This window comes from Arthrobacter sp. 'calajunan' (assembly GCF_046940185.1).
Classification (GTDB): domain Bacteria; phylum Actinomycetota; class Actinomycetes; order Actinomycetales; family Micrococcaceae; genus Glutamicibacter; species Glutamicibacter soli.
Map to the genome: position 1 here is coordinate 163,421 of NZ_JBKZDY010000006.1, position 26,707 is coordinate 190,127.

General features: G+C 64.8%; 23 protein-coding genes and 1 pseudogene. 13 read left to right on the forward strand and 11 right to left on the reverse strand.

Annotation, left to right across the window (positions count from 1 at the left end; genetic code table 11):
• Nucleotides 1-49 precede the first annotated feature (49 nt).
• The 3 genes and pseudogenes from RF641_RS11495 (at nt 50) to RF641_RS11505 (ending at nt 1,946) form a co-directional block, all read left to right on the forward strand.
• Nucleotides 50-1,337 (forward strand): annotated as a pseudogene (locus RF641_RS11495) (IS3 family transposase).
• 62 nt (nt 1,338-1,399) lie between these two features.
• On the forward strand, nt 1,400-1,681 hold the full coding sequence (locus RF641_RS11500) for a hypothetical protein (RefSeq protein WP_424573216.1): 282 nt from the start codon (nt 1,400-1,402) through the stop codon (nt 1,679-1,681).
• Between the two features lie 28 nt (nt 1,682-1,709).
• Entirely contained in the window at nt 1,710-1,946 is a 237-nt protein-coding gene (locus RF641_RS11505; protein ID WP_424573217.1) for a hypothetical protein, read from the forward strand.
• Between the two features lie 510 nt (nt 1,947-2,456).
• On the opposite strand, the gene RF641_RS11510 is transcribed toward RF641_RS11505, so the two are convergent.
• Complete coding sequence (locus RF641_RS11510; RefSeq protein WP_120991755.1) at nt 2,457-2,795, reverse strand: ATP-binding cassette domain-containing protein; 339 nt, start codon at nt 2,793-2,795, stop codon at nt 2,457-2,459.
• Nucleotides 2,792-3,832: an ABC transporter permease gene (locus RF641_RS11515; RefSeq protein ID WP_424573218.1), complete on the reverse strand. Its 1,041-nt coding sequence runs from the start codon at nt 3,830-3,832 to the stop codon at nt 2,792-2,794. Before RF641_RS11515 ends, RF641_RS11510 begins: the two co-directional genes overlap by 4 nt.
• Nucleotides 3,833-4,357: 525 nt before the next feature.
• Here RF641_RS11515 and RF641_RS11520 point away from each other — a divergent pair.
• Both RF641_RS11520 and RF641_RS11525 read left to right on the forward strand, forming a co-directional pair.
• Entirely contained in the window at nt 4,358-6,013 is a 1,656-nt protein-coding gene (locus RF641_RS11520) for an AMP-binding protein (protein WP_424573219.1), read from the forward strand.
• Nucleotides 6,006-6,692, forward strand: a complete 687-nt coding sequence (locus RF641_RS11525) for an enoyl-CoA hydratase/isomerase family protein (RefSeq protein ID WP_424573220.1) — start codon at nt 6,006-6,008, stop codon at nt 6,690-6,692. The genes RF641_RS11520 and RF641_RS11525 overlap by 8 nt, the downstream gene beginning before the upstream one ends.
• Nucleotides 6,693-6,907: 215 nt before the next feature.
• On the opposite strand, the gene RF641_RS11530 is transcribed toward RF641_RS11525, so the two are convergent.
• Nucleotides 6,908-8,464: an FAD-dependent oxidoreductase gene (locus RF641_RS11530; RefSeq protein WP_424573221.1), complete on the reverse strand. Its 1,557-nt coding sequence runs from the start codon at nt 8,462-8,464 to the stop codon at nt 6,908-6,910.
• 254 nt (nt 8,465-8,718) lie between these two features.
• Here RF641_RS11530 and RF641_RS11535 point away from each other — a divergent pair, with 254 nt between their 5' ends.
• Both RF641_RS11535 and RF641_RS11540 read left to right on the forward strand, forming a co-directional pair.
• Nucleotides 8,719-9,759, forward strand: a complete 1,041-nt coding sequence (locus RF641_RS11535) for a hypothetical protein (RefSeq protein ID WP_424573222.1) — start codon at nt 8,719-8,721, stop codon at nt 9,757-9,759.
• Nucleotides 9,759-10,031, forward strand: coding sequence for a ferredoxin (locus tag RF641_RS11540; protein WP_120991750.1), 273 nt, complete (start codon nt 9,759-9,761; stop codon nt 10,029-10,031). Before RF641_RS11535 ends, RF641_RS11540 begins: the two co-directional genes overlap by 1 nt.
• A gap of 650 nt (nt 10,032-10,681) precedes the next feature.
• On the opposite strand, the gene RF641_RS11545 is transcribed toward RF641_RS11540, so the two are convergent.
• Both RF641_RS11545 and RF641_RS11550 read right to left on the reverse strand, forming a co-directional pair.
• Nucleotides 10,682-11,737: a 2Fe-2S iron-sulfur cluster-binding protein gene (locus RF641_RS11545; RefSeq protein WP_424573223.1), complete on the reverse strand. Its 1,056-nt coding sequence runs from the start codon at nt 11,735-11,737 to the stop codon at nt 10,682-10,684.
• Nucleotides 11,734-12,636, reverse strand: a complete 903-nt coding sequence (locus tag RF641_RS11550; protein WP_424573224.1) for an alpha/beta fold hydrolase — start codon at nt 12,634-12,636, stop codon at nt 11,734-11,736. Before RF641_RS11550 ends, RF641_RS11545 begins: the two co-directional genes overlap by 4 nt.
• 233 nt (nt 12,637-12,869) lie before the next feature.
• Between RF641_RS11550 and RF641_RS11555 the strand changes: the two genes are divergently transcribed.
• From RF641_RS11555 to RF641_RS11570, 4 genes are all read left to right on the forward strand, one after another.
• Nucleotides 12,870-14,054 carry a hydroxylase gene (locus RF641_RS11555; protein WP_424573225.1) on the forward strand — a complete coding sequence of 395 codons (1,185 nt, stop codon included), beginning with the start codon at nt 12,870-12,872 and terminating at the stop codon, nt 14,052-14,054.
• Between the two features lie 31 nt (nt 14,055-14,085).
• Nucleotides 14,086-14,295, forward strand: a complete 210-nt coding sequence (locus RF641_RS11560) for a hypothetical protein (RefSeq protein ID WP_424573226.1) — start codon at nt 14,086-14,088, stop codon at nt 14,293-14,295.
• A 52-nt stretch (nt 14,296-14,347) separates the two neighbouring features.
• Nucleotides 14,348-15,277, forward strand: a complete 930-nt coding sequence (locus RF641_RS11565; protein WP_047120477.1) for a VOC family protein — start codon at nt 14,348-14,350, stop codon at nt 15,275-15,277.
• A 126-nt stretch (nt 15,278-15,403) separates the two neighbouring features.
• Complete coding sequence (locus tag RF641_RS11570; RefSeq protein ID WP_424573227.1) at nt 15,404-16,159, forward strand: ankyrin repeat domain-containing protein; 756 nt, start codon at nt 15,404-15,406, stop codon at nt 16,157-16,159.
• Between the two features lie 4 nt (nt 16,160-16,163).
• On the opposite strand, the gene RF641_RS11575 is transcribed toward RF641_RS11570, so the two are convergent.
• The 5 genes from RF641_RS11575 to RF641_RS11595 form a co-directional block, all read right to left on the reverse strand.
• The gene (locus RF641_RS11575; protein WP_047120478.1) at nt 16,164-16,715 is read right to left on the reverse strand and encodes a hypothetical protein; all 552 of its coding nucleotides are present in this window, start codon (nt 16,713-16,715) and stop codon (nt 16,164-16,166) included.
• 339 nt (nt 16,716-17,054) lie between these two features.
• Complete coding sequence (locus tag RF641_RS11580) at nt 17,055-17,888, reverse strand: bifunctional allantoicase/(S)-ureidoglycine aminohydrolase (protein WP_053799164.1); 834 nt, start codon at nt 17,886-17,888, stop codon at nt 17,055-17,057.
• A gap of 11 nt (nt 17,889-17,899) precedes the next feature.
• Nucleotides 17,900-19,156 (reverse strand): DUF6986 family protein, encoded by a 1,257-nt coding sequence (locus tag RF641_RS11585; RefSeq protein WP_424573228.1) that lies wholly within the window; start codon nt 19,154-19,156, stop codon nt 17,900-17,902.
• Complete coding sequence (aceB, locus tag RF641_RS11590) at nt 19,153-20,784, reverse strand: malate synthase A (protein ID WP_424573229.1); 1,632 nt, start codon at nt 20,782-20,784, stop codon at nt 19,153-19,155. The genes RF641_RS11585 and aceB overlap by 4 nt, the downstream gene beginning before the upstream one ends.
• Before the next feature lie 80 nt (nt 20,785-20,864).
• Nucleotides 20,865-22,250, reverse strand: coding sequence for an NAD-dependent malic enzyme (locus RF641_RS11595; protein WP_047120482.1), 1,386 nt, complete (start codon nt 22,248-22,250; stop codon nt 20,865-20,867).
• Between the two features lie 217 nt (nt 22,251-22,467).
• Here RF641_RS11595 and RF641_RS11600 point away from each other — a divergent pair, with 217 nt between their 5' ends.
• Nucleotides 22,468-23,241 carry an IclR family transcriptional regulator gene (locus RF641_RS11600; RefSeq protein WP_424573230.1) on the forward strand — a complete coding sequence of 258 codons (774 nt, stop codon included), beginning with the start codon at nt 22,468-22,470 and terminating at the stop codon, nt 23,239-23,241.
• A 90-nt stretch (nt 23,242-23,331) separates the two neighbouring features.
• On the opposite strand, the gene RF641_RS11605 is transcribed toward RF641_RS11600, so the two are convergent.
• The gene (locus tag RF641_RS11605; protein ID WP_424573231.1) at nt 23,332-24,492 is read right to left on the reverse strand and encodes a hypothetical protein; all 1,161 of its coding nucleotides are present in this window, start codon (nt 24,490-24,492) and stop codon (nt 23,332-23,334) included.
• A gap of 399 nt (nt 24,493-24,891) precedes the next feature.
• On the opposite strand from RF641_RS11605, the gene RF641_RS11610 reads away from it, so the two are divergent.
• Entirely contained in the window at nt 24,892-26,613 is a 1,722-nt protein-coding gene (locus RF641_RS11610; RefSeq protein ID WP_424573232.1) for a 3-ketosteroid-delta-1-dehydrogenase, read from the forward strand.
• Nucleotides 26,614-26,707 lie beyond the last annotated feature (94 nt).

Sequence of the window (26,707 nt, forward strand, 5' to 3'; positions counted from 1 at the left end):
AACCGTCCCGGGTTTGATGCCGCTGTCTTTCGAGAGAAAGATAGCAACCATGCCCAAGAAATACCCTGCCGAAGTCCGCGACCGCGCCGTAGCGATGGTTCTGGACCGGCTCTCCGAATATCCTTCCGTGTATGCGACCTGCAAGGCCCTGGCTCCGAAGCTGGATGTCGGTCCCGAATCATTGCGCCGCTGGGTGCTGCAGTCCCAGGTCGACGCCGGTGTGAAGGACGGGCCGACCACCGATGAACAGGACGAGCTCAAGCGGCTACGCGCGGAAAACCGGGACCTGAAGGAAGCCAACGAGATCCTGAAGGCGGCATCGATTTTCTTCGCGAGGGAACTCGACCCTCGCCGCCGCTAATCTGTCGGTTCGTTGATGAACAACGGGCCGAAGGTCATGCGGTCGAGTCGATCTGCGCGGTCCTGCGCGAGCAGGGCGTACAGGTTGCCGCACGAACCTACCGGGCATGGAAACAAGGGTTCCGGCCCTGCGAGCAGTTGAAGATGCGAAGGTCATTGACACGTTGCGCGGGCTCAACAAGCGAGATGCCAAAGGACGACCCCGGCCGGAAATCCTCTACGGCCGCCGGAAAATGACCGCATGGCTGCGCCGCAACGGCTTCCCCGAGGTCTCCAAACACACCGTTGAACGACTCATGCGTGACGAGGGCATGAACGGCCTGATCCGGGGCCGCAAGACCCGCACCACCATCCCTGGCAAGGACGGTCGGCGAGCCGGCGACCTGTTGAACCGGAACTTCAGCGCCAGCGCCCCCAACCGCATTTGGGTCACGGATTTCACGTATGTTCCGGTGTATTCCGGATTCGTCTACGTGGCCTTGGTGATCGACCTGTATTCGCGGGCCATCGTCGGGTGGGAAACCTCCACGGTCAAGGACACGGCGTTCGTGGAGCAGTGCCTGAAAATGGCGCTGTGGCGCCGAAAATACAGCAATAGACCGGTTGACAAGGGACTTTTGCATCACTCAGATGCGGGAAGCCAATACACCTCGATCCGGTACACCGACACCTTGGAAATTGAGGGGCTGGTTCCTTCGATCGGCAGCGTCGGCGACGCTTACGATAATGCCGCCGCGGAGACCGTGATGGGCTTGTTCAAGAACGAGGCCGTGGCCAAAGGTTCCCCCTTCCGCGCTGGTGCGTTGAAGACCGAATCCGACGTCGTGGAGGTCGTCTTCGACTGGGTCTTTTGGTACAACAATGATCGCTTGCATTCCTCGCTGGGCCACCAGACGCCGGAGGAATTCGAGCAAACCTACTATGATGAAAATTCCGGCTCGTTACCCGACGCTGCCGCACACAAGACGGCGGCATGATTTCCGGGACGGTTCACGGATACGCCAAAATCTCTCTGGGCATAGCCAAACTTGTAACCAAAATGAGCAAAGCATCCAAAACAAGCAGCCTTGGGAAATCTTATGCCGCATGGAACAAGCTCGGAACATCAAATAAGGCCAAATTCAACGAGTTGATTGCACGGGCAAAAAACTTCGCTCAAGACGTCGTCAAGAAGGGCGCGTCCTCGGCCTTTGCGAAGCACAGGAAGCAGAGCACCAAATCCGCAGCTATGCTGGTTCTCTTGAGAGAAGGCGGCCTCGTGGTGGCCAGTGTCTTCGGTGTAAAATCCTGCTTTGAAGTCGTAAGGGAAGTCTGGAAATAGTGAACAACTACATCGAAGGTTACGTATCATGAACCCCATCATCACCTGGGCTATGTCCTTGTTGCTTTTTTTCATCGTTTTCTACACCGCGCGGAAACTCCAGCCGGTCCAGGCCGCGGACCAAACAACTGGCGCAAAAGCACCGTTAAGTAAACGAATTTCTGGATTCATCGCCACGTTCGATTATCTCAGCTGGGCTCTACTAATAGCCGCGGTTTGCTTCCTGATTGCTGCCATAGCGCAGACCATCGGAACGTTTAGCTAAATATTTCCATTGGGACGTCTGGAGAACTTTCCAGGCGTCCCAATTGTGTGCCGGTACTTATTGGAAGCATTTAAGTGACCGCACAGACGACTCGTCCAAGGGGTTTGACGTCCTTCCGTGTCTCCTTTTTCGATGCGCCTAAAGGTCTGCTCTGACTGCTGCTGCCGTTTGGAAACTTACGGGAATCGAAGTAGCTGCGAGAACTCCCGTCCATCAGCAAATCCACCGTATCTGTATGTCAGGCTGACTTTGTCTGCTTCGCCGCTCTTGGGATCGGCGGCTACTCTTGCCTCTCGAGCTCTTGCGGGCGTAGTTTTCCTGCATCTAATGCATGTTTCCATGGTTTAGGGGCGTCGTGAGTGATGTCGTTCCTGGCTTCGTCCCGCGGATGCTGGTGGATCCGGACATTGGGCTATTCCGGGCAGACGAACGAGTGTACACTGCAATGCTGGATGGGTGGCAGGCACAGATGCTGGCCCGCGGGCTCCCCACTCAGACCATCAAACAGCGCTACCAGCCTCTGGAACGGTTCCAACGGTTTACGGGTGAGTTCCCATGAGCTTGGGCTTTCGAGCTCAACGCCGTCAGCTCGTGTTCATCGAGCCGCACCTGACCGGAATCCGGTTGTGACAAGGATCCGGCCACGGCCAGCAGGGAGGACTTGCCAGAGCCCGAAGGTCCCACGATAGCGGCGAATTCGCTGCGGGCAACATGAAGATCAACTGCATCCAGCGCCCGGACTTGCTGGTCGCCGTCACCCAAAACCAGCGTCACCGCACTGAGGGAAAGTCCAGATCCGGTGCTCCTGTCCTGCGTGGGTGACGAGTGCGGTGCGGTTTCTTGGCTCATCGGTTTCCTCCAAGGGCGGTCAGCGGGTCAACTTTGGCAATGCGGACAATCGAGACGGCGGCACCGAGCAGGCCCAGCGCTATGGACAAGCCGGTAGCAACAGCGATCGGCCCGCCTTCCAGCGAGAACGGAACCCCAGTTGGCATGAGCACTCCCAGTCCCAAGCCTGCGGCCAGCCCGATGAAGGTAAATCCGACCAGCAAGATTGCTGCTTGGGCGATACCGTCGCGCAGCAGGTAGCCGACGGGGGCGCCCATCGCCCGCACCACGGCAATTTCTTGTTTCCGCTGGATGGTCCACACCGAGAAGAAGGCGCCAACCACCAGAGCGCAGATGGCGTAGAGGAAGGTCTGGATCATATTGAGAGTCGTCGTTTCTGCTTGGTAGCCGGGTGATGCATTGAAGGCCTCGGAGAGCTCCATGCTCGTCGTCGAAGCGGCGGCATCGCCGTCAGACAAGGAGGGTGTGCTTCCGGGAACGAATTGAAGTGCGGCGACGCTGGCATAGTCGAAGTCGAGCTTGTCGATGTCATTCTGGGTGGGAGCACCCTCCGGGGCCCGCCCGGAAGCGATCAGCTGCCATGTCTGCAACGGCAGATAGGCCACGTCCACGTGGCCGAAGGTCGCTTGTCCCTGAGTGAATCCAATGACCGTCAGCTGAGTGTCGAGACGGTCAAGGGTCAGCACCGTTCCCAACTCCACGCCTTCTTTCCGCAAAGTATCGGAGACGACAATGCCGTCGACCTTGCCAAGCCGAGAACCCTCGGAGACTTCAGGGGAGAGGAAAGAATCCGAAGCAACACCAAAGAGCGCCACGTCAACCTGCGCACCATCATTGATGACCCCGTTGGCCATGGAACTGCCCATGGGCTGGGCACTTTGGATTCCAGGTTGCCCAGACCAGATGTCAATCTGCTCCATCTCAAGCATGGATCGCGAAAACGCGTTGTCGGTCTTGGTGCCCTCGTCGAAGGCGAAAGCCGAGGCGGGCATGGATTTGAGTCCGGAGACGCCGTCATTGACGAGTCCCGCCGACATCCCCGAAAGCATGACTGAGAGAATCGCGATGAGAGCGATAACCGCCCCCATAAGGCTGAAACGCCCTTACGCATACGCCAATTCTCGTAGCGCTAAAAACATGATGAACCTTAGGTTGAGAGAATTTTTTCGACAGGTTGTCGATAAGATGCAAACATCATGTCGGAAAGAATCGATCGATCGCAAACTGGATTCCGCACTCAGGAATTCTGAACGGTCATGCTGATTCCGGAAGCTACAGAATGGCACCCCTACTGCGGGCCACAGGACCTGAATGGATAAACCGTCGAATGGATGCAAGGTCTCTCACCGTCCGCGTCAGACCTAGGGATACGGCCTTGGTTGCGTTACTCCCGCCCACCGGGACAGCTTCCGCGTTGCATTCCCAACCTCAGTAGCCTCGAACTATTTCCCCCCGCGCATGTCCCAACGGGTCTGCCGAGCGGAAATCCAGCTGGATTACGCCAACACAGAGCGTCCCCACAGTTGCGGACGGTGCTGCGAAAAGACAAGGGAGCCACGTGCATGCACAGCCATGAGCAACCGCAAACCATCCCCGCCCTGGTGGCCTACGCCGCCGAGCACTTCACCGACCGGGAAGCGCTGGTCGACGGGCCGGTGCGCCTGAACTTCGCCGAACTGGCCGAGCAGGTCCGCCAGGCCTCCGCGGCGCTGATCGCCAGCGGCGTGAAGCACGGCGACAAGGTCGCCATCTGGGCGCCGAACACCGCGCGCTGGGTGATCGCGGCACTGGCCGCCACCAGCGTGGGCGCCGCCATGGTGCCGCTGAACTCGCGCTACCGCGGCGTCGAGGCGCACCAGATCCTCTCCCGGGCCGAGGCCCGGGTTTTGTTCGTCGCCGAAGGCTTCCTGGACACCTCCTACACCCGGCTGCTGGTCGACGGGGCCGCGCAGCTGGGCTACACCGACGAATCCCACGTGGTTCCGGGCCTGCCCAAGCTGAAGACCCTGGTCAGCCTGCCGGCGGGGCCATCCGGCGCTCCGGTGGACTCGGCGGTGCTCCCGCTGGCCAGCTGGGACGACTTCCTGGCCTCCGGCCTCGGCGTTGACCCGGCCCTGGTGGCCGAGCGCGCAGCACAGGTCACCGCGGACGACGTCGCGGATGTCATCTTCACCTCCGGCACCACCGGGCGCAGCAAGGGCGTCGTCTCCGCGCACCGCCAGTCCCTGGGCGTCAGCTACGCCTGGGCCGGCCATGCGCAGATCTCCGCGGAAGACCGCTACCTGGTGGTCAGCCCGTTCTCGCACACCTTCGGCTACAAGGTCGGCATCCTGGTGTGCCTGGCCACCGGAGCCGCCATCTACCCCATGGCGACCTTCGACCTGGATGAAACGGTCCGCCTGCTGCGCGAGGAAAAGATCAGCGTCATCCCCGGCGCCCCGACCATCCACCAGTCGATCCTCGACCACCCGGACTTCCCGGCCGCGGAAAAGACCAACTGGCGCCTGGCCGTGCTCGGCTCCGCCATGGTCCCTGACCGGCTGCTCGAACGCCTGCGCACCGAGGCCCAGGTCCAGCAGCTGACCACCGCCTACGGGCTGAGCGAGGCGGTCGTGGTCACCATGTGCCGTCCGGGCGACAGCGCCCACACCGTCACCACCACCGCGGGCCGGCCCACCGCCGGCTTCGAGGTGCGGGTGGTGGACACCGGCGGACGCAACGTCCCGGCCGGCACCCCGGGAGAGATCCTGGTGCGCGGCGAGAACGTGATGCTCGGCTACCTGGACGACCCGCAGGCCACCGCGAAGGCCATCGACGCCGACGGCTGGCTGCACACCGGGGACATGGGCAAGCTCAACGAGGACGGCTACCTGAGCATCGTTGACCGCATCAAGGACATGTTCACCGTGGGCGGGTTCAACGTCTACCCGGCCGAGGTGGAGAACACCATCGGTTCGCTGGACGGGGTCTCCGCCTGCGCAGTGCTCCCCCAGCCCGATGCCCGCATGGGCGAGGTCGCCCACGCGGTAGTCGAGGTGCTGGCCGGCTCGCAGCTGACCGAGCAGGACGTCATCACGCACTGCCGCAAGTGGCTGGCGAACTACAAGGTGCCGCGCACTGTGGAAATCACCGCCCAGCTGCCGCGCAACGCGGCCGGCAAGATCCTCAAGCGCAACATCCGCCCGCTCGCACCGGCCTCGGCAGGCGCCAATGCCTAGCCTGCGACTTGAATCAAGCACCGCGATCCTGGACCTGGGCGGGGGCGAGAACCGCCAATCCCTGGCCTGGCTGCAGGAGGTCAACGACCTGCTGGACCAGGTGCTCGCCGGCGAAGCCACCGCCCTGGTCACCATCGGTTCGGGCAAGTTCTACTCCAACGGGCTGGACGTGGCCGAGGCCGACGGCCCGGTGGAACTGGACCCGGACTACGTGCGCGAGCTGCAGGCGGTGTACGCAAGGTTCCTGACCCTGCCGATGCCCACGGCGGCGGCCGTCAACGGCCACGCCTTCGGCGGCGGCGCGCTGCTGGCCATGGCCCACGACTACCAGCTGATGCGCACCGAACGCGGGTTCTTCTGCTTCCCGGAGGTGAACATCGGCATCGCCTTCACCGAAGGCATGGCGGCCCTGGTGCAGTCCAAGCTCAGCGCTGCGCAGGCCCGCGACGCCATGCTCACGGGGCGGCGCTTCGACGGGGATCAGGCGGCCGCGGCCGGGCTGGTCGACGAGGCCGTCCCGGTGGAACAGCTCGTCGAGCGCGCCGTGCAGCTGGTTTCCGAGAACACGCCGCAACACCTGGACACCTTGGGCGCCGTCAAGGAGATCATGTACGCCGACGCCGTCAAGGCCCTGGCGCTGCCGCACCGGCCAGCTGGCGCGCTGGCTGGCTCCCGCTAGGGACAAACGCCGCAACATCGCAAGCAGAACCACGCAGCCGGGGCCGCATCCATCATGGATGCGGCCCCGGCTGCGTTGCGCTGTGAAAACCCGGCAACGGCGCACGCAGGGCGCCGAGCGCAGAGAACAGAAAACAGAGAACAGCAAAATAGCCGAAGCCGGCTGGCGCAGGTGCGCCAGCCGGCTTCGGCTTGTGGACTTCCCGGCGGACGGTCCTAGACGGACTGCGCCTGGGCCGGTGCCTTCAGGGTCTGGGCTGCGCGGTAGGCGAAGACCATACCCGAACCCAGCGGGGTGCCCGGACCCGGGTAGAAGCCGCCGGAGAAGGATGCGCTGGTGTTGCCCACCGCGTACAGGCCCTCGATGGCGGTGCCGTCCTCGCGCAGCACGCGGGCGTCCACGTCGGTGCGCAGGCCGCCCTTGGTACCCAGGTCGCTGAGCACCATGCGGGCGGCGTAGAACGGCGCCTGGTCCACAGGGATCAGGGTCGGGCCCGGACCGTATTCAGGATCCGCGAAGAACTGGTCGTACGGGTTCTCGCCGCGGTGGAAGTCCTCGTCCACGCCGGTGACGGTGAAGCCGTTGAAGCGCTCGATGCTTGCCTGCAGCGCGTCGGCCGGCAGGCCGGTGGCGGCAGCCAGCTCTTCGAGGGTGTCGGCCTTGACCCAGGTGCCGGCGTCCAGGTGCTCCTGCGGGGAGGTGTTGAACGGACGCATGATGCCCGGCATCTGGCCGCCGAAGCGCGAGTCGAAGATGAACCAGGACGGGATGCGCTCAGGCGCGACGGCCAGCACGCGGCCCATCTGGTCGTAGGGCAGGCACTCGTTGGCGAAACGCTTTCCGTTGGCATCCAGCCACACGCCTCCGCGGAAGCCCAGCGCGAAGGCCGCGTTGCCCTTTGGCTGTGCGGCGCCCGGGCACCACCAAGCCTGGTGCAGCTGCTCCACCGCGCCGCCGGCCTTCTGGCCGGCGCGGATGGCGGTGCCGATGTTGGCGCCGGCCGGAGCCATGGTCCAGCCCGAGCTGCCCGGGGTGCCGTTCACGGTACGCAGGTCCTGGTTGGCTTCGAAGCCGCCGGCGCCCAGGATGACGCCTTCGGTGGCGTGGATGCGGCGGGTGCCCTCGGCGTCCTTGACGATCGCGCCGGTCACGCGGCCGTCCTCGGTGACAAGGTCCACGAGCTCGGTTTCCAGCTGGATGGTGCCGTTGCCGGTGTTGGTCAGTGCCAGCAGCAGGCGGCCGATGAGAGCCTGGCCTGCGGTCAGCGGGCCGTCCGGGTGCGGCTGGTTGTAGCGGTCGTATTCGACCAGCGGACGCACCAGGTCGGCCAGCTCACCGATTTCCTCGCGCGGCAGGTCCACCGGCATCATGGAGCGGCCCAGCGGCTTGCTCTCATGGGCGTTGAAGTAGTCCGGGAATGCGGTCCAGTAGAACTCGATGGCAGGATCCGACTCGAAGAATTCAACCAGTTCAGGAGCGGTGTCCACAAACGCCTCGCGGCGTTCAACCTCGTGGTCACCCATGACGGCCTGCAGGTAGGCCTTGGCGGACTCGCCGGAGTCCTCGACATCCGCGCGCTGCTGCACCTGGGTGCCCGGCAGCCAGCAGGAGGCGCCGGAGTAGGCCGAGGCCCCACCCAGAAGGTTGGTCTTTTCCACGAGCAGGGTCTTCAGGCCGCGCCGTGCCGCCGTGTAGGCGCCGGCCAAGGCCGCAGCGCCGGAGCCGACAACTACGACCTCGTATTCGTCGTCCCAAGCCTGGTTGTTGGACATAGTTTCTCCTTTGTCGTCCACATGGGTGTGAGCGCTACCCAATCAGACCCGGCAGGATGCGCGGATGGCGCATCCCACCCAGTAGGACAATTCGGGACAAACCCGCTTCGAGGGTTTCTGTGACGTCCCGCACACCGGGATTCACCGTTTCCAAAACGGAAATTTATGGCTAGATATAGATTTACGCCTTCTTCCGGGATCGGTCTCCGGAAAGAGCGTCTCCAGGTCAGGTGTGACGAAGGAATGGGATGCACATGGTTCGGGTCGATCCGCAGCCGCTTGGCGATCAGCCGCCGAACGCTGATCCCGCGCGCTACGCGCGAGGCTGGCACTGCCTTGGCCTGTCCCACAGATTCCGCGACGGCGGCGTGCACCGCCTCGCCGCCTTCGGCGTGACGCTGCAGGTGCAGGCAGATGGCCAGGACCAGCTGACCGCCCGGCTTGAGGCCGGACACTCCCCGCAGGAGCTTTCCTGCCTCGAGCAGGACGGCCTGTTCTATGTGTGGCACGACCCGCAAGGCAATCCGCCGCCGCAGGACCTGTCGATACCCCGCCTGCGCAGCGGCACCGGCTCGGAAGACGACGAAGACCTTGAATGGTCGGCTTGGGCGTGGAAGGAAACCACGCTCGCCGCCAGCACCGGCCAGGTCATGGAGCACGTAGTGCATCTGGCCGATTCGCCCCACGTCACCGAAAGCGAGCAGCTGTACTTCAAGAATGTTTTCGAAGGACAGCTGGCCACGCAGTACTTCGAGGGGCCGCTGCACCACAGCTATCAGCTGCAGGATCCGGGGCCGAATGCTGCGGCGATCCAGCTGGCGGACTCGGTGGCCGGCTACTACGGGCCGGCCGTCATGATCGCGCAGCTGGACTACGTGATGGAAGACCGCAATCTCGACGCCATCGTGCTCACCGCGCACTACCCCATCGACGAGCAGCACCTGGTGCTGATGACCGGGGTCATGGTCCGCACCGAGCAGCCCCCGGCCCCGGAACTGAAGACCGCCGCCGCCGGGCACGCCACGCAGATCCTGCGCTCGATCACCGGGGCCGTGCGCGCGCAGCTGGACGACGCGGCCGCAACGGGCTGCAGGGCCGCACGCGGGGCCAGCAGCCCCGTCGCGGCGCTGCACCGCTGGTACTCCCAGTTCTTCGTCGACGAGCAGGACGTTTCCCCGCAGATGACCGAGCGCTTCGAGTACGAGGTGGACACCACCATGCCGATGGACCTGTGGACCAGGTCCTCGGCCCGCAACCTGATCCTCCGCCGAGTCAACGGAAAGCAGCTGGCGTAATGTCGAACCGCGAGCAAGAACTAGACACCGCAATGCAGCAGGTGCGCTGCATCGAATGCCTGGCCAAGGTGCAGGTGCGTAAGAGCGCGTGGGAGCAGACCAGCGTCCAATGGACTGAAGAGGCGCTGGACCTGTGCCGCGAGCGCCCCGCCCGCGCTACGGGCAACCTGCCGCGCGACCAGTTCGTGGGCTGCGAGACCCTGCGCGCGGCGGTGCGCGATGAGACGGTGCAAGGCAACCTCAAGCTCGCAGATCGGGCCGCGGCTTCCTGACCGGGCCCAGCTGCTGCGGTTGCCCGGGGATTGCCCCGGCCTGCCCCTGCGGGCTCGCTGTAACCCGAAGTCATACCACCAGCCCCAGTGCCGCCTTCTGCCTGGCGACGGGTCACGGTTCCCTCCCCTGGTGAGCCACTGCGCCGGAGTGGAGCGCTGCCCTCCTGCCACCAGTTCCGTATTCTCCGACGAGAAGAACCCTTCGGTCGCCTGCGGATGGATTCCCACCGGGAGTGGCGCCATCACGTAGGAGAGCCCCGGCTGCGCTGCAGCGCCTAACCGCGGCCAGACCAGGCCAAGCAGCTCGACTGTTTCCCGGGCCGAGAGGGTGGAATCCAAGAATTGGGCGCGAGCGACGGCATTCTTTGCAGATGCCCGCGCAACGTCGAGTTTTATGCCGCGAAGCCCCTCATCCCGAACTTTCCGCTCCTCACGGGCAAATCCTGCGGTGTCGATGCGATCCCCGAGGGTCCCGGCATCATCACGAATCTTCTTTTCGAGCGCATACAGCACGTGGGGCATCGAGGTCATTGGAACCCTCTCCTTGCATGCACTGCACAACAGCGGGGAATGCTGCGGGAATCCCGATAGAAGAATTTCAGCCAAAAACAGCAGATGCCCCGCCATTGGCGGGGCATCTGCTGGTGGTTCTAGCCTTCGTAGGTAATCTTCACCTTCGGGCTCAGCGCCTTGGCCTGGCAGGCCAGGATCAGGCCCTCTTCCAGGTCCTGCGGTTCGAGCACCTCGTTGCGCTCCATCTCCACTTCGCCTTCCAGCACGATGCAGGTGCAAGCGCTGCAGGCGCCCTCGCGGCAGGAGAACGGGGCGTCGATTCCCGCGTTGAGCAGGACGTCGAGCAGCTTGTTGCCGGCAGGCCAGGCAACGTTGCTGATCTTGCCGTCCAGTTCCACCTCGACCTGGGCCGTTTCGCCATCGGCATCCACCACCAGCGGGTCCACCGGGGCGAACGGATTCGCCTCCAGCGAGTTGAAGCGCTCGATGTGGATGCGCTCCGGGGCGGCGCCCAGGTTCTGCAGCACTGTCTCGATGCAGTCCATGAACGGGCCCGGGCCGCAGATGAACGCTTCGCGCTCCGCGTAGGGCTTGGCCAGCGCGGTCATCGAGGCGAGGTCAGGGATGCCCTGGACGCTTTCCAGCCAGTGGATCACGTGCAGGCGGCCCGGGTTGGCCTTGGTCAGCGCGACCAGCTCGTCCTTGAAGATCACGTTCTGCTCGTCGCGGTTTGCGTAGATCAGGGTGATCGACCCGGTGCCGGCGATCAGCGCGGACTTCAGGATGGAGAGCACCGGGGTCACGCCGCTGCCTGCAGCGAACAGCAGGAAGTCGGTGTCCAGGGAGGACGGGACGAAGGTTCCAGCAGGCTTGAGCACCTCAAGCACGTGGCCGGCTTCCACGTTGTCGCAGATCCAGTTGGACGCGTACCCGTCGCGAGTGCGCTTGATGGTGACCTTCAGGCGTTCGTCCTCCTCCGGGGAGCTGCACAGCGAATAGCAGCGCGCGGCGTCCTGGTCGCGGTCGCTGGGGATGCGCAGGGTCAGGAACTGGCCCGGGCGGTAGCGGAAGCTGTCGGCCTGCTCGGCCGCAGGCTCCAGCACCAGGGTGTGGGCGTCGTGGGTTTCCTTGATGACCTCGACGACGCGGGTTTGCAGCGCGGTGATCCGCGGGGTGCTGACGATGCTGGTCATGACGTGCTCTCCTCACGGTTCAGGAATTCAACGACAACGCTTTCGAAGGCGGCCTTCTGCTCGATCATGGCCCAGTGCCCGCACTTCGGGAACACGTGCAGTTCCACGTCCGGGATGGTGCGCATCGGGATCAGCGAGGCGTCCATCGGGGTGACGCGGTCATCGCGGCCCCACAGGATCAAGGTCTTGGCCTTGACCTTGTGCAGCATGGACCACGCCGGCGGATCATCGGATTCGGCCTGGGCAGTGATCTGCGCCTTCATGGCGGCGGAGCTGTACATGCGGCGCGCGCTTTCCAGGGTCTTCGGCTCGGTGGCCAGGGCCCAGCGCTTCTCGATCAGTTCCTCGGTGACGGTTTCCTCGTCGAACACCATGGAGCGCAGCCACTGGATCAGCCGCTCGCGGGTCGGGTCCTCGGTGAAGGCGATCAGCAGGTTGATTCCCTCGGCGGGGAACGGCGCGAAGGCGTTCAGGCCCAGGCCGCCCACGGTCACCAGGCGGCGCACGCGCTCGGGGTGGCTCATGGAGAACAGGGTGCCGACCATGCCGCCCATGGAGTTGCCGATGATGTCGACCTTGTCCAGGCCCAGCCCGTCCAGCAGGTCGATGACCGCCTGGCTGGCCGCCGGCATGGGGTGCTTGTCGGTGGGGTCACTGACGCCGAAGCCCGGGAATTCAATCACGTAGCAGTGGAAGTGCTCGGCGAAGGCCGGCAGCACGTCGCCGAAGTTCTGCCATCCGCTGACGCCCGGTCCCGATCCATGCAGGAACACCAGGGGGCGGCCCTGGCCGGCTTCCCAGTAGCGCAGCGTTCCCTGCTCGGTGGGCAGTTCACGCAGGATTGCGTCGGCGCCGGCTGCAGGCGATCCGCCCGGCGCATTGCGAAGTTCCGTAGTCATCTGATTGGCTCCTCGATCTGCGGATACAAATTGGTCTTTGGTGAACCTTATTGCGGTGGAGCAAGCCAAAACAGGGCGGATCCCGATGACCGGGATGCCGCATTCCAGCCCGGGAAATCGAGTCGAAATCGACAATCCCGATGGCTGAGACATAGGTCACGTTAAGACGATTCTTTGCCTAGATTTTAGCCAGCAGCAAAGTTTGACGAGCTTGATTAGGAAGCGAGAATTCCATGACGATTACCACCGTGAGCGACGTCCTCACCACCCGTGCCGATGAGCTGCGCGCATTGGCCTCCGTCAACGAAGAACTGGGCAAGCTCAGCGACGAGACCGTGCAGATCATGCGCGAGTCCGGCGTCATGAAACTGCTGGCACCGGTGGAGTACGGCGGAACCCGCGCCCACCCTGTGGAATTCGCCGAAACCGTCATGAAGCTCGCAAGCCTAGACGGCTCCGCCGGCTGGGTTGCCGGCGTCGTCGGCGTGCACCCGTGGGAACTGGAACTCATGTCCCCGAAGCTGCAGGAAGAAATCTGGGGCGAAAGCGACGAAGTCTGGGTCTCCTCGCCATATGCACCGATGGGCACCGCCACCCCGGTCGAGGGCGGCTACCGCTTCTCCGGCCACTGGCAGTTCTCCACCGGCACCGACCACTCGGACTGGGTCATCCTGGGGGCCTTCCTGGGCGACTCCGAGGGCAAGCCGGTCCAGCCGCCCCGCTTCCTGCACGTGGTGGTTCCGCGCAAGGACTACACCATCGTCGAGGATTCCTGGGATGTCGTGGGCCTGAAGGGCACCGGCAGCAAGGACGTCATCATCGATGACGTCTTCGTTCCCGAGTACCGCGCCATCGACCAGGCCGAGCTGTTCGCCGGAGAGGTAGCCCGCAAGGCAGGCAAGCAGGAGCCGATCCACCGCCTGCCGTTCTATAGCATCTTCCCGGTCGGCCTGACTGCCGCCGTCATCGGCATCGCCGAAGGCGCACTGCAGGCCCACCTGGACTACCAGCGCGAGCGCGTGCAGATCAACGGCTTCAAGTCCGTCGAGGATCCGTACACCATGTACGCGGTCAGCGAGGCGGCCGGTGAGATCAGCGCTTCCCGCGACACCCTGCTGGCCAGCATCAACCGCCTCTACGACACCGTGGCAGCCGGCGGCGAAATCAGCCTGGAGCAGCGCGCCCTGGCCCGCCGCACCCAGATCCAGGCCGCATGGCGCGCCACCAACGCCATCGACATGATCCTCTCCCGCTCGGGCGGCAACGGCCTGCGCATGAACAACCCGGTCCAGCGCTTCTGGCGCGACGCCCACATGGGCCTGGCCCACGCGATCCACGTCCCGGGCCCGAGCTACCACGCCGCCATCATGACCCAGATCGGTGTCGAACCACCAGCAAATCTCGCCGCCGGCGTCTAGCCAGCCGCCGCGGAACTGAAAGGAAAACCCCATGGCACGTCAAACAGATTGGACGAAGCTCGCAGGCAAGCGGGTGGAACTGCGCAAGGGCGGACAGATAGTCCGCACCGGATTCGTCAAGGACGTCCTCGACTCGGCCGATGTCCTCTGGCTGGAGCCCGAACGCTTCCGGCAGCGCACGCTGATCGACAAGAGCATGGGGTTCACCATTCGTCCGATGCAGGATCCTTCACTGAACTAGCGGGCCATGCCCGCACCGCAAATCACCGATACAAAACAAACGAGGGAACATCATGACCCACATTCGTGGACTTGGATATCTCAAGGTCCAGACCCAGCACATCGCCCGCTGGCGCGAACTGACCGTCGAAGCCCTGGGCTTCGCCGAAACCGTAGGCCCGAACCCGGACGGCCTGTACCTGCGCATGGACGAGCGCGAAGCCCGCCTGATCGTGCTCCCGGGCGACGTCGACCAGGTTGTCGCAGTGGGCTGGGAGGTCCGCGACCAGTTCGCCCTGGCCGCCGTGGCCAAGGACGTCGAGGCCGCAGGCATCGCGGTGACCTGGCTGACCGAAGAGGAAAACGACGAGCGCGGCCTGGAGCAGGTCATCACGTTCACCGATCCAGCCGGCCACCCGGTGGAGATCTTCTTCGGCCCGCGTATGGACCACACCCCGCTGATCACCGGCTACGCGCAGAAGTTCATCACCGGCGCGCAGGGCATGGGCCACGTCGTGCTGCCGACCACCAAGATGGAGGAGACCACCTCCTTCTACACCGAGGTGCTCGGCTTCCTGCCGCGCGGCGCCGTCCGCCTGGGCCCGGAGCGCCCGGCCACCCGCTTCCGCTTCTACGGCTGCAACCAGCGCCACCACTCGCTGGCCATGGGCCCGGCACCGCACGGCGAGGCACCGGGCCTGGTGCACCTGATGGTGGAGGTCGAGGACCTGGACACCGTGGGCCGCGCCTACGACAAGGTGCGCCAGATGGACTTCAACATCACCGCATCCCTGGGCCGCCACACCAACGACCACATGGTTTCCTTCTACGTCCGCGCACCGGGCGGCTGGGACATCGAGTACGGCACCGATGGCATGCTCGTCGACGAGTCCTACTACACCGCCGAGGAAATCACCGCTGAGAGCTACTGGGGCCACTCGCACGAGGGCGCCGAACCGCTGGCGGCCTTCATGCCGCCGGCAGCAGTCGCCGCGGCAAACTAGTCGCAGACGCGCAGGACGCTCCTCGGGGCCTGGTTGGAAACAGCCAGGCTCCGGGGAGCGTTTTTCTGTCCGGGACGACCCGTGGGGCGGATGCGCAAGACCGCTGGATGCTGGCAAGGTGGAGGCATGAAAGAACACGGACCGCGCGGCGGGTGGTTCCACCGCTCCGCGATGCGCCCCTGGCTGGCGCCGACGGCACTCGGCTCGGCGCTGCTGCTGGGCGCCTGTTCGAACACCGAGCCCCCACCACCGACCGAAAGCGGGCAGCATACCGTGGACACCGAAGACCAGACGGCAGCGCTGCAGGCGGCGGTGGACTCCGGAAATCTGGCGGCAGCGCAGGCGGCCATCGCGGCCGGAGCGGATGCCAATGCCCGCTACGCCGACCGGATGCCCCTGCTGGTGCGCGCGGTGAAGAACGAGGACACCTCGCTGGCCGCAGCGTTGATTGAAGCCGGCGCTGACGTGAACGCAAAGGATCCGCTCGAGGACTCGGCATTCCTCTATGCAGGTGCCGAAGGCCTGGACAACATCCTGGAACTCACCATCGCGCACGGCGCCGACGTCGCCAGCACCAACCGCTACGGCGGGACCGCGCTGATTCCCGCCTCGGAACACGGCTATACCGAAACCATCAAGATCCTGCTGGCTGCCGGGGTGCCTGTGAACCACGTCAACGACCTGGGCTGGACCGCGCTGCACGAAGCCATCGTGCTCGGCGACGGCGGCCCGAAGCAGGTCGAGTCGGTACGGCTGCTGCTGGACGGCGGGGCTGACCCGGGCATTCCTGACGGCAATGGTGTGCTTCCCCGCGAACTGGCAGATCTGCAGGGGTATACCGAAATCGTCAACGTGCTGGATGAGCACCTGGCGGAGCATTGAACCGCTAGTTGCTGGCCGCCGACTCCTGCTGGCGCTCCTGTTGGATCTTTTCCACCGTAGCCACCGCATCCGGGGCGAAGGCGTAAAGCTTGCCGTCGCTCTGGTGGACCCAGAAGCGTCCGCACAAGTCGGTGGTGCGGGACTGCGCTTCGTCCGGCCACCAGTCGGCTTCCAAGGTCCGCGTTGCTGAAATCTCTTCCGGGTCCATGCGCTTGACCCGCTCATCCGTGGCATAGGCCGCGGCAAGTTCCTTGCCGCTCGGCTTGCCCGGTGTTTTCACCGGGGTGCAGGACTTGCCCGGAAGTTTCCCGGCATAGTCCATGACGAAGATCCGTTCGCTGCCGGTGTTGCGCTGGACCAGTTGGACGTTGCTTCCGCCGGACGGGACCCAGCCCGGCAGGATGCCGTCCTTGACGGCCTGCTCAGAGGTGGCCGCGTTGCGGGTGGTCGACTTATCGGCCTTGTCCTGCATCAGTTCGCCGACATCGCAGCCGGTCAACGCCGCGGCGAGGGGCAGTGCCAGCAAGCTGGCCATCACATACTTTTTCTTGGGCATGCTTCAACCCTATGAATTACCGCCGCGGCGAGCATCAACGCAGGGGCGGAACCATCCCGGATACGTCTCCTACCCTGGGTGGACTCGATGCGGGACGGTTTCCGCACCGGCCCCGGTTTGGCTTCGTGTCTCGGTTCGGCTGCCTACTGTTGGCGCGCCAGCCGAGAACGCTCTTCCGGAAGGGCAAAAAACCGGGGCCAGTGCCCGGCGACAACCCGTACGCCAGTTCACCACGTCCGAGCAAAAAGAAACATCACTGGAACATGAGGTGGACATGGTGCGCCGACGTACGGCGGGTTCTCGCGGGCTCCGGCCCCGGAGCTCTAGGTGGAGATCAAGCTACAACGTGATCTGGCGGTTCTGGTCCTTGTACAGCAGGTAGCGGAAGTTGCTCGGTCCGCCGGCGTAGCAAGCCTGCGGGCAGAAGGCGCGCAGCGCCATGTAGTCGCCGGCTTCGACCTCGACCCAGTCGTCGTTCAGGCGGTAGACTGCCTTGCCCTCCAGCACGTACAGGCCGTGCTCCATGACGTGGGTTTCGGCGAACGGGATCGATGCGCCCGGCTCAAAGGTCACGATGTTCACGCCGAAGTCGTAGGCCAGGTCCTGCGGATCTAGCATGCGGGTGGTGCGCCACTTGCCGTCGGTGTCCGGCATGTGGCCCGGCTCGATGTCCTTCTCGTTGCCGACCACTGCCTTCGGTGCCGGCACGTAGTCCAGCGCCTCGTAGCGCTTGCGGATCCAGTGGAAGGTCACGATCTCGGACTCGTTGTTCTTCAGCGACCAGACGGCGTTCGGCGGAACGAAGGCGAAGCCGCCCTCGTCCAGCACATGCTCTTCGCCGTCGAGGGTCAGGGTCAGCGCGCCGCCGACCACGAACAGGAAGCTGGAGACCCCTGCCTGAGGTTCCGGCTTGGCGGCGCCGCCGCCCGGGGCGATCTCGACGATCACCTGGGAGAAGGTGGTGGGGCCGCCGGCGACCGGGCGGTTCAGCACCCAGGCGCGGGTGTCGGTGAACTCCGGGAACACGCTGGTGACGATGTCGCGCAGCACACCCTTGGGGATCACGGTGTAGGCCTCGGTGACGATCGCGCGGTCGGTCAGCAGGTCGGTCTGCGGCGGGTGGCCGCCGTAGGTGTTGTAGTACGCGCTCTTGACCTGGGCTGGAACGGTCATGGGAAAATCTCCTAGTTTGCGTGGGAGCGATTCAGTGCGATCGCTTCCAGTTCGGCAAGTGTAATTTGGGCAAGATCGGTGACTTCCTGGGCGGTCACCGCGCCGCAGGCCACGCCGCGGTGGATGTAGCGCGCCAGGGCACGGGCGGTGGCGGGCTCGTCCATGATGGCCGATTCGATCTTGTGCACGTAGTTGCGCAGCCGGGTGCCGGCAGCTTCCAGCCCTTCGCGGAAGAAGGCGAAGGTGGCCAGGTAGCGGGTCACCAGGTGGTTTTCGTGCATGTCCCAGCCCTGGTAGATGCCGCGGGTGAGGTGGCGGTTGACCAGGCGGGCGTGCAGCGCCCAGGCGGCGGCGATGTTCTCCGGGTCGCCGGCCGGGATGATGTTGGTGGAGCCGTCGGACAGTTCCACGCCGGTGCCGGCCACGGCGACCTGCATGACGTCCTTGGCGAAGTCGGCCGCCGGGTGTTCCATGGACTGGTAGCCGGCGGCCACCCCCAGCGAGGCCGAGTAGTCGTAGGTGCCGTAGTGCAGGGAGGAAACGCGTCCCTGGCCGGCGTGGATCAGGGCGGCGACCGGGTGGCTGCCGTCCGCGGCGATGATCACCTGCGGGGTCTCGACCTGGACCTCGAAGCGGATGCGCCCGGCTTCCAGGCCGTGGGCTTCCTCCAGCTTCTGCGCCAGGAAGACCATGGCTTCGACCTGGTCCACGGTGGTGACCTTGGGCAGCGTCAGGCGCAGCCCCTCGGGAAGGGGGCCGTTGGCGAGAAGCCGCGAGATGAACAGGTCCAGGGTGCGGATGCCGCGGGCCCGGGTGGGGGCCTCGAAGCACTTGAAGCGGATGCCGATGTAGGCCGGGGCCTTGCCGGCGGCTACGGCGGCGGATACCGAGTCGGCGGCGGCCAAGGCCGCTGCATCCTCCTCGGCATCCGGCCGGTTGCCGTAGCCGTCTTCAAAGTCCAGACGCAGGTCTTCGATGGGTTCGCTTGCCAGCTTCGCGGCCACCAGGTCGCCCAGGCGCGCAGGTTCGGCCAGGTTCAGCTTGGCGGCCAGCTTGGCCAGCCCCGCGGCGTTGCCGGCGGCGGCCAGGGCGTTGGAGCCCCAGGCCTCCGGCAGGCCGATGGTGAACTTGTCCCCCGGCACGTACACGGTGTGCACGGGCTGGCGGACGCCGGTATCCCCCGGGTAGGCGGATTCCAGCAGCTGGTCGGTAGCGGCCAGCTTGGCTTCTACCGCGGCGAGCGTTGACTCATCGAAGACGTTGCTCATGGCTTGGTCACGTATTCCTTTTCCAGTAGTTCGTAGGCGCCGGTGGTGAGGAAGTCGGCGAAGTCCTCGTCGCGTCCGGAGACCAGGGTGCCGATCAGCGTGGCGGCCGGCTCGTAGTACTTTGCGAAGCGCTCGGCGTCGTTGACCTCCCCGCGCAGCTTCTCGACTTCTTCGTCCAGGATGCTTGCCACCAGTTCGGCGGTGATGGTGTTGCCGGTGTCGGCGGCCACGACCTTGTTGCGGATCTGCTGCCAGATCTGCGAGCGGGAGATTTCCGCGGTGGCGGCGTCCTCCATCAGGTTGTGGATTGCCACGGCGCCGTTGCCCGAGAGCCACACGGCGGTGTAGGCCACTGCCACGTAGAGGTTCAGGCGCACGCCGGCCTCGGTGACCGAGCCCGGGGCGCTGGCGATGTCCAGCAGCTGCTCCGCGGTGACCTCGACCTCCGGACGCTGCTTGTCCAGCTGGTTCGGCTTGCTCCCCAGCACGGAGTCGAAGACCTCCATGCAGGTGCCGACCAGGTCCGGGTGGGCAACCCAGGAACCGTCGAAGCCGTCGTTCGCTTCGCGGGTCTTGTCCGCGCGCACCTTCTCGAAGGCCGCGGCGGTGACTTCAGGTTCGCGGCGGTTCGGGATGAAGGCCGCCATGCCGCCCATGGCGAAGGCGCCGCGCTTGTGGCAGGTCTTGACCAGCAGTTCGGTGTAGGCGCGCATCATCGGGGCGGTCATCGAGACATCCGCGCGGTCGGGCATGATGAACGCGTCGCCGGCTTCGCGGAAGGTCTTGATGATGGAGAACAGGTAGTCCCAGCGTCCGGCGTTCAGGCCCGAGACGTGGTCGCGCAGCTCGTAGAGGAACTCGTCCATCTGGAAGGCGGCAGGGATGGTCTCGATGAGCATGGTGGCGCGCACCGTGCCGTACTCGATGCCCAGTTCGGCCTGCGCGAAGGTGAAGACCTCGTTCCACAGGCGCACCTCCAGGTAGTGCTCCATCTTCGGCAGGTAGTAGAACGGGCCCTGGCCGGATTCGGCGAGCACCTTCGCGTTGTGGAAGAAGTGCAGGCCGAAGTCGACCAGCGCGCCGACGCCCGGCTTGCCATCGATCAGCACGTTGTTCTCCGGCAGGTGCCAGCCGCGCGGGCGGACCACCACGGTGGCCAGCGGCGCATCGGTGCGCAGTGCGTAGGACTTTCCGGTCTTCTCATCGGTGAAGGCCAGCTTGCCGCGGGCGGCGTCCGACAGGTTCTTCACCGCGTCGATGACGTTGTTCCAGCTCGGGGTGGAGGCGTCCTCGAGGTCCGCCAGCCACACCTTGGCGCCGGAGTTCAGTGCGTTGATTGCCATCTTGGCGGGGGTGGCCGGGCCGGTGATCTCCACGCGGCGGTCCTGCAGCGCTGCAGGCGCCTCGGCGACCTTCCAGTCGCCGTTGCGGACATCTTCGGTGGCCGGGTCGAAGTCGATGGCCTTGGCGTCGGAGAACTGCTTGCGGCGCACGTCGCGGGCGGCCAGCAGCTCGTTGCGGGTGCCGGCGAACTTCTGGTGCAGCTTCTCGATGAATGCCAGCGCGTCATCCGAGAGGATGTCTGCCGCGCCGTCGAACTCCGGAATGCGGGATAGTGAAATGCTCATGTGGGTTGCTCCTTAACCTCTGTGCTCTGTTCCAGTGATGCGGCCCGAAAGGGCCAGGGGTGACTAGCCCCGGGTTGTGGTTAGTCCTTTGCCGCGGCGAGTTCCACCGCGACGGCCACGTCGGTGGCGACCTGCGGGTCGAACACCGAAGGGATGATGAAGCCGGGGTTCAGCTCATCGTCGGTTACCCGGGCGGAAATCGCGTCTGCGGCGGCCAGCAGCATCTCATCGGTGATGTCTGCGACGCCGGCATCCAGCAGGCCGCGGAAGAAGCCCGGGAAGGCCAGGACGTTGTTGATCTGGTTCGGGAAGTCACTGCGTCCGGTGGCGACCACAGCCGCGTGACGACCTGCAACCTCCGGATCCACCTCTGGATCCGGGTTGGCCATGGCGAAGACGATCGCTCGCTCGTTCATTGCGGCGATGTCGGCTTCGTCTAGGACATTCGGGGCGGAGACGCCGATGAAGACGTCGGCGTTGACCACGGCTTCCTTCAGCGATCCGGAGAAATTCTCGGGGTTGGTGTTCTGCGCCAGCCACACGCGGTGCTCGTCGGAGTACTGCTCGTCGCGGGTGATCGCGCCGTTGCGGCCGCAGGCGATGATGTTCTTCGCTCCGCGGGCCGCCAGCAGCTGGATGATGGCGTTGCCTGCGGCGCCCACGCCGGAGACCACGATGCGCACGTCCTCGATCTTCTTCTCGACGACCTTCAGCGCGTTGGCCAGGGCGGCCAGGGTGACGATGGCGGTGCCGTGCTGGTCGTCGTGGAAGACCGGGATGTCCAGTTCCTCGCGCAGCCGGGCTTCGATCTCGAAGCAGCGCGGGGCGGCGATGTCTTCAAGGTTCACGCCGCCGTAGACCGGGGCCAGTGCCTTGACGATCTTGACGATTTCGTCGGTGTCCTGGGTGTCCAGGCAGACCGGCCAGGCGTCGACGTCGGCGAACTGCTTGAACAGCGCGGCCTTGCCTTCCATGACCGGAAGGGCCGCTGCCGGGCCGATGTTGCCCAGTCCCAGCACGGCGGAGCCGTCGGTGACCACGGCGATGGTGTTGCGCTTGACCGTCAGGTTGCGGGCATCGGCGGGGTTCTCCGCGATGGCCATGCAGACGCGGGCCACACCCGGGGTGTAGGCGCGGGAGAGGTCGTCGCGGTTGCGCAGGGCGACCTTCGGGACGACTTCGAGCTTGCCGCCAAGGTGCATCAGGAAGGTGCGGTCCGAGACGTTGCGGACGTTGACGCCGTCCAGCCCGTTGAGCGCGTCGCGGACCTTCTCGCCGTGGGCGACATCCATGGTGTTGCACGAAACGTCGACCACCATGTGGGTGTGGTGCGATTCGGTCACGTCGAGGGCGGTGATGTGGGCACCAGCCGAGCCAACCGCTGCAGCCAGTTCGCTGGTCGCGGTAATCGACGCTGGGGTCTCTACGCGAAGCGTCAATGAATATCCCGGGCTAGGTGCTGCCATGAGGTCCTCCTGTAAAAGTTTCCGTATAGTGGATACTAATATCCTCAAAATGAAAACGCAAGGCCATTTTGTGCAGTATGACACAACTTTTCTCACTAATATTTCTCGCATCATGGAATCCTTGCTCGTCATGGGGCTATTCTTAGAGAAAAGATTTCGCATCGCAGAAGTTAAGTGCCGACAACTTCCACGATTCAGAGGCACCGAGGAGTCGTATATGACGCAGACAACCAGCAAGTCGACCACCGGCGGCGTCCAGTCCGTCGAGCGCGCCTTTGAATTGCTCGAAGTCATCGCCCGAGCCGGCGGCGAAGCCGCGCTGAGCGAATTGGCCGCCGACACCCCGCTGCCGCTGCCGACCATCCACCGCTTGCTGCGCACGCTCGTGGGCGTGGGCTACGTGCGCCAGCTGCCCAACCGCCGCTACTCGCTGGGTCCGCGCCTGATCCGCTTGGGCGAGGTCGCCAATCGCCAGCTGGGCGCCCTGGCCTCGCCAGTGCTCAAGGAATTGGTCTCCAAGCTGGGCGAATCAGCGAATATCGCCGTGCTGGACGGCGACATGGTCACCTATATCGCCCAGGTGCAATCCCCGCACTCCATGCGCATGATCACCGAGGTGGGGCGCCGCGCCATGCTGCATAACTCCGGCGTCGGCAAGGCGGTGCTCTCGGTGCTGGACGACGAGCGCGTCCAGCGCCTCGTGGCCCAGGCCGGCATGCCGCCGAAGACCGCCAACACCATCACGACCCTGGGCAAGCTGTTCACCGATGTGGAGGCTACCCGCGAGCGCGGCTACGCCATCGACGAGGAAGAGCAGGAGCTGGGCGTGCGTTGCATCGCCGTTCCGGTGCCCGGAGCGCCAACTCCGATGGCCATCTCGGTCTCCGGCCCCGTCACCCGCGTCGACGAGGCATTCATGCAGCATGCGGTCCCGGAACTGCAGGAAGCCGCGCGCGAGCTCGGCCGCCAACTGGTGGCCGCCGCCGACTAGCCATTCAAGCCCTGCTGCCCCGGGCCGCCGGCATGTCATCATGCGGCGCCCGGGCAGTTTCTTGTTAATAGGCGTGGAGCTTGATGCGCGCTATTCGAGGATCTCGCTGGCAAAGCTCACTGAGCCCGAGCTGGTCTTGGTGCTCCACGCCAGGGCCTTGTCGTTGCCGAAAATATTCTCGAAGTTGTTTTCCGGGCTGAAGGCGAACAGCTCGCCCGTCGACGCATCGAGAGCTACCGCTTCGTTGCCAAGAGACCCCAGTTCCTCCATCTGCTCCGCAGACCAGGCAATGAAGGAGTAGGATCCCGAGGTTGACTGCCCGAAGGGGATCCGGCCATCCGGTATCTCGATGAGCCAAGCCTGCTTGGTCTCGAAATTCAGCACGGCCACGTTGAAGCTGTTCTCGCCCCTGTCAAGGTTGAAGCTCAGGGTGGAACCGCCATTCATGATCGGCCTCGGGCTATACGGATCGCCGCTGAATCCACCCAGTTCGAACTCTTCCGTGGCGTGGAGCAATTCAGTGCCGTCGAGCAGCTGCACGCCGCCGATCTGGTTCATTGTGTCCTCGGATTGAGGATCTTCCTGCGTGAGCACGGCGACACCCCGGTCGGTGCGGTAGACGGCCCCCGCGTTCTCTGCTTCCACTTTTTTGCTTCCGCCGGCCAACGGGATCGATACCACCCGGCGGCTCTTCGCGTCCGCTTCGCTCCAGTACACCTTGCCGCCGTCCAGGACGAGGGACTCGCTGTTCGAGTCGCTGGCCTTCTGGAAGTCCTTGATCTCCTGGATCCCGTCCTTGTCGTCGTAGGCCATCAGGGTGGTTGCGCTTCCGCCGTCGACTCCGCGGACCGTAGCCACCACGGTATCGCCGTGGATGGACCAGGAGGTGTCGTCAGTGGCGGCGTCCCGCTTGGAATCGGGCCAGTACTGCGAGTACTTCCCTGTTTCGTCGACGGTGTACGGCAGGCCCTTGCGCAGTACGACGGGCCGGGCATCACTCAAGACGCCCAGCAGTTGCTCCCCCTCGGGAAGATCGTGCGTTGCGCGATCGGAGATGGCGTCGCCGGGCGGCTTCACCGCGTCCCCCACTGAAACAACGGAAGCCTCAACCGGCGTGCCATCCGCCCAGCTCAGGCCCTCGATCTGGCGTCGCTGTTCAGCCGCAGGCTGGCTGGCATCCTCCGTCGTCGGGGTGCCCGAAGCGCTGGAAGAAACGCTGGGAGGATTCGAGGCTTCCGCAGACTGCTCCACGCCACTTACTCCGCTGGAGCAGGAGGCCAGGACGAGTCCAAGTCCGCATATTCCTGCGATAACGGTCGGAGGACGGATTGTTCGAGTCGATGGTGGCATGGATGGATTACCTCCATAAATATCGGATTAGGTCCGTTCCGCCCATGGTTCATTAATCTATCGATGTTTACAACCCCTGGCCGGGAATCGTGATCTTCGCGCTACCGCACGTTAACCAGTCCCCGGCCAACAAGCCAGGTCCCCGCCGGGGAAGCGCCGCCGCACCCCTATAGGACAGTTCCCCGGCCATCAGGCTGCAGATCCCTGTTATCGGGACTGCGCGACGGACAGGGCTGCCGCTTGGCTAGCATGAACTAACTCAGGACCCACTTCCCGGCGTCGTTCATAGGAGACCGCTTCATGGCATCGAAAACCGTTCTTGCACCCGTCAAAATCGATCAGCTCGAAGTCGACCTGCTGGTCATCGGTTCCGGCACCGGGCTGGCCACTGCGCTGGCCGCCAAGGAGCTCGGCCTCAACGTTGCCGTGGCCGAGAAAACCAAGTACGTGGGCGGCTCCACCGCCCGCTCGGGCGGCGCCTTCTGGATTCCCGCCAACACGGTGCTCAAGCGCGACGGCGCCGTTGATTCCCTGGACCGCGGCGAGAAGTACATCGAATCCGTCGTGGACGGCTCGGGCCCGGCGGAGCGCTGGAAGGCCTTCCTGGAATACGGCGACGAAACCGTCAAGATGCTCGAACGCATGACCCAGCTGAACTTCTTCTGGTCCAAGGGATACTCGGACTACCACCCCGAAAAGCCGGGCGGCAGCGCCGCCGGACGCTCGGTCGAATCGCGCCCCTTCGACCTGAACAAGCTCGGCGACCAGCTCGGCCGCTTCCAGCCGGCCACCATGGCAGCGCCCATGCCAATGCCGGTGACCGGCGCCGACTACAAGTGGATGAACCTCATTGCCAAAGCGCCGCACAAGGCATTCCCGCTGATCGCGAAGCGCCTCATCCAGGGCGCCGGCGGACTGCTTCTCGGCCGCAACTACAGCGCCGGAGGCCAGGCCATCGCCGGCGGCATGTATGCCGGGGCCCTTGATGCCGGCATTCCCGTCTGGACCGAAGCGAAGCTGGTCGACCTTGAATTCACCGATGGCGTTGTCACCGCGGCGGTCCTGGAACAGTCCGGCGAACGCGTGAGCGTGCGCACCAAGTACGGCGTGGTGCTTGCCGCCGGCGGCTACGACCACAACATGAAGATGCGCCAGGAGCACCAGAGCCCCTCGCTGGTCGAGGACCTGAGCCTGGGCGCCAAGGGCAACCACGGCGATGCCATCGAATTGGCGCAGAAGCACAACGCCCAGCTGGCAATCATGCAGCAGTCCTGGTGGTTCCCGGCCGTGTCGCCGCTCAAGCCCGGCGGCTCGGCCAAGATCCTGCTGGCCGAGCGTTCGCTGCCCGGATCGTTCATGGTGGACCAGTCGGGACGCCGCTTCATCAACGAGTCCACCGACTACATGAGCTTCGGCCAGGAGATCCTGCGCCGCGAGGCGGACGGCGATCCGGTGGGCGAGATGTGGCTCATCTTCGACCAGACCTACCGCGACAGCTACATCTTCGCCGGGCAGTGCTACCCGCGCATGGCCCTGCCCGAGTCCTGGTACAAGGCGGGCATCGCCCACAAGTCGTCCTCGATCAGCAAGCTCGCGAACAAGATCGAGGTTCCCGCGCAGGCGCTGGAACAGACCCTGTCGGCATTCAACGAGGGCGCCGGAACCGGCATCGACGACCAGTTCGGCCGCGGCGAGTCGGCCTACGACCGCTACTACGGCGACCCGACCCAGAATCCGAACCCGAACCTGCGCGCGCTGGACGGCAAGACCTACTACGCGGTGAAGATCGTGCTATCGGACCTGGGCACCTGCGGCGGCGTAATGACCGACGCCCATGGCCGCGTGCTGGACAATTCCGGCGACGTCATCGAGGGGCTCTACGCCCAGGGCAATACTGCCGCGAACATCTTCGGCAACGTGTACCCGGGGGCCGGCGCCACGATTGGGCAGGGGCTGGTCTTCGGCACCATCATCGCCACCCATGCAGCGCAGAAGGCCCGCGAACTGGTCCGCAGCGCCTAGCCTTCGTTATCTTCCGAGACCGGCCGCGCCGGCTGGACAGGCAGCAGTGAACACCGGATCCTTCGGATCCGCCCACTGCCGCCCCAGCCTGGCG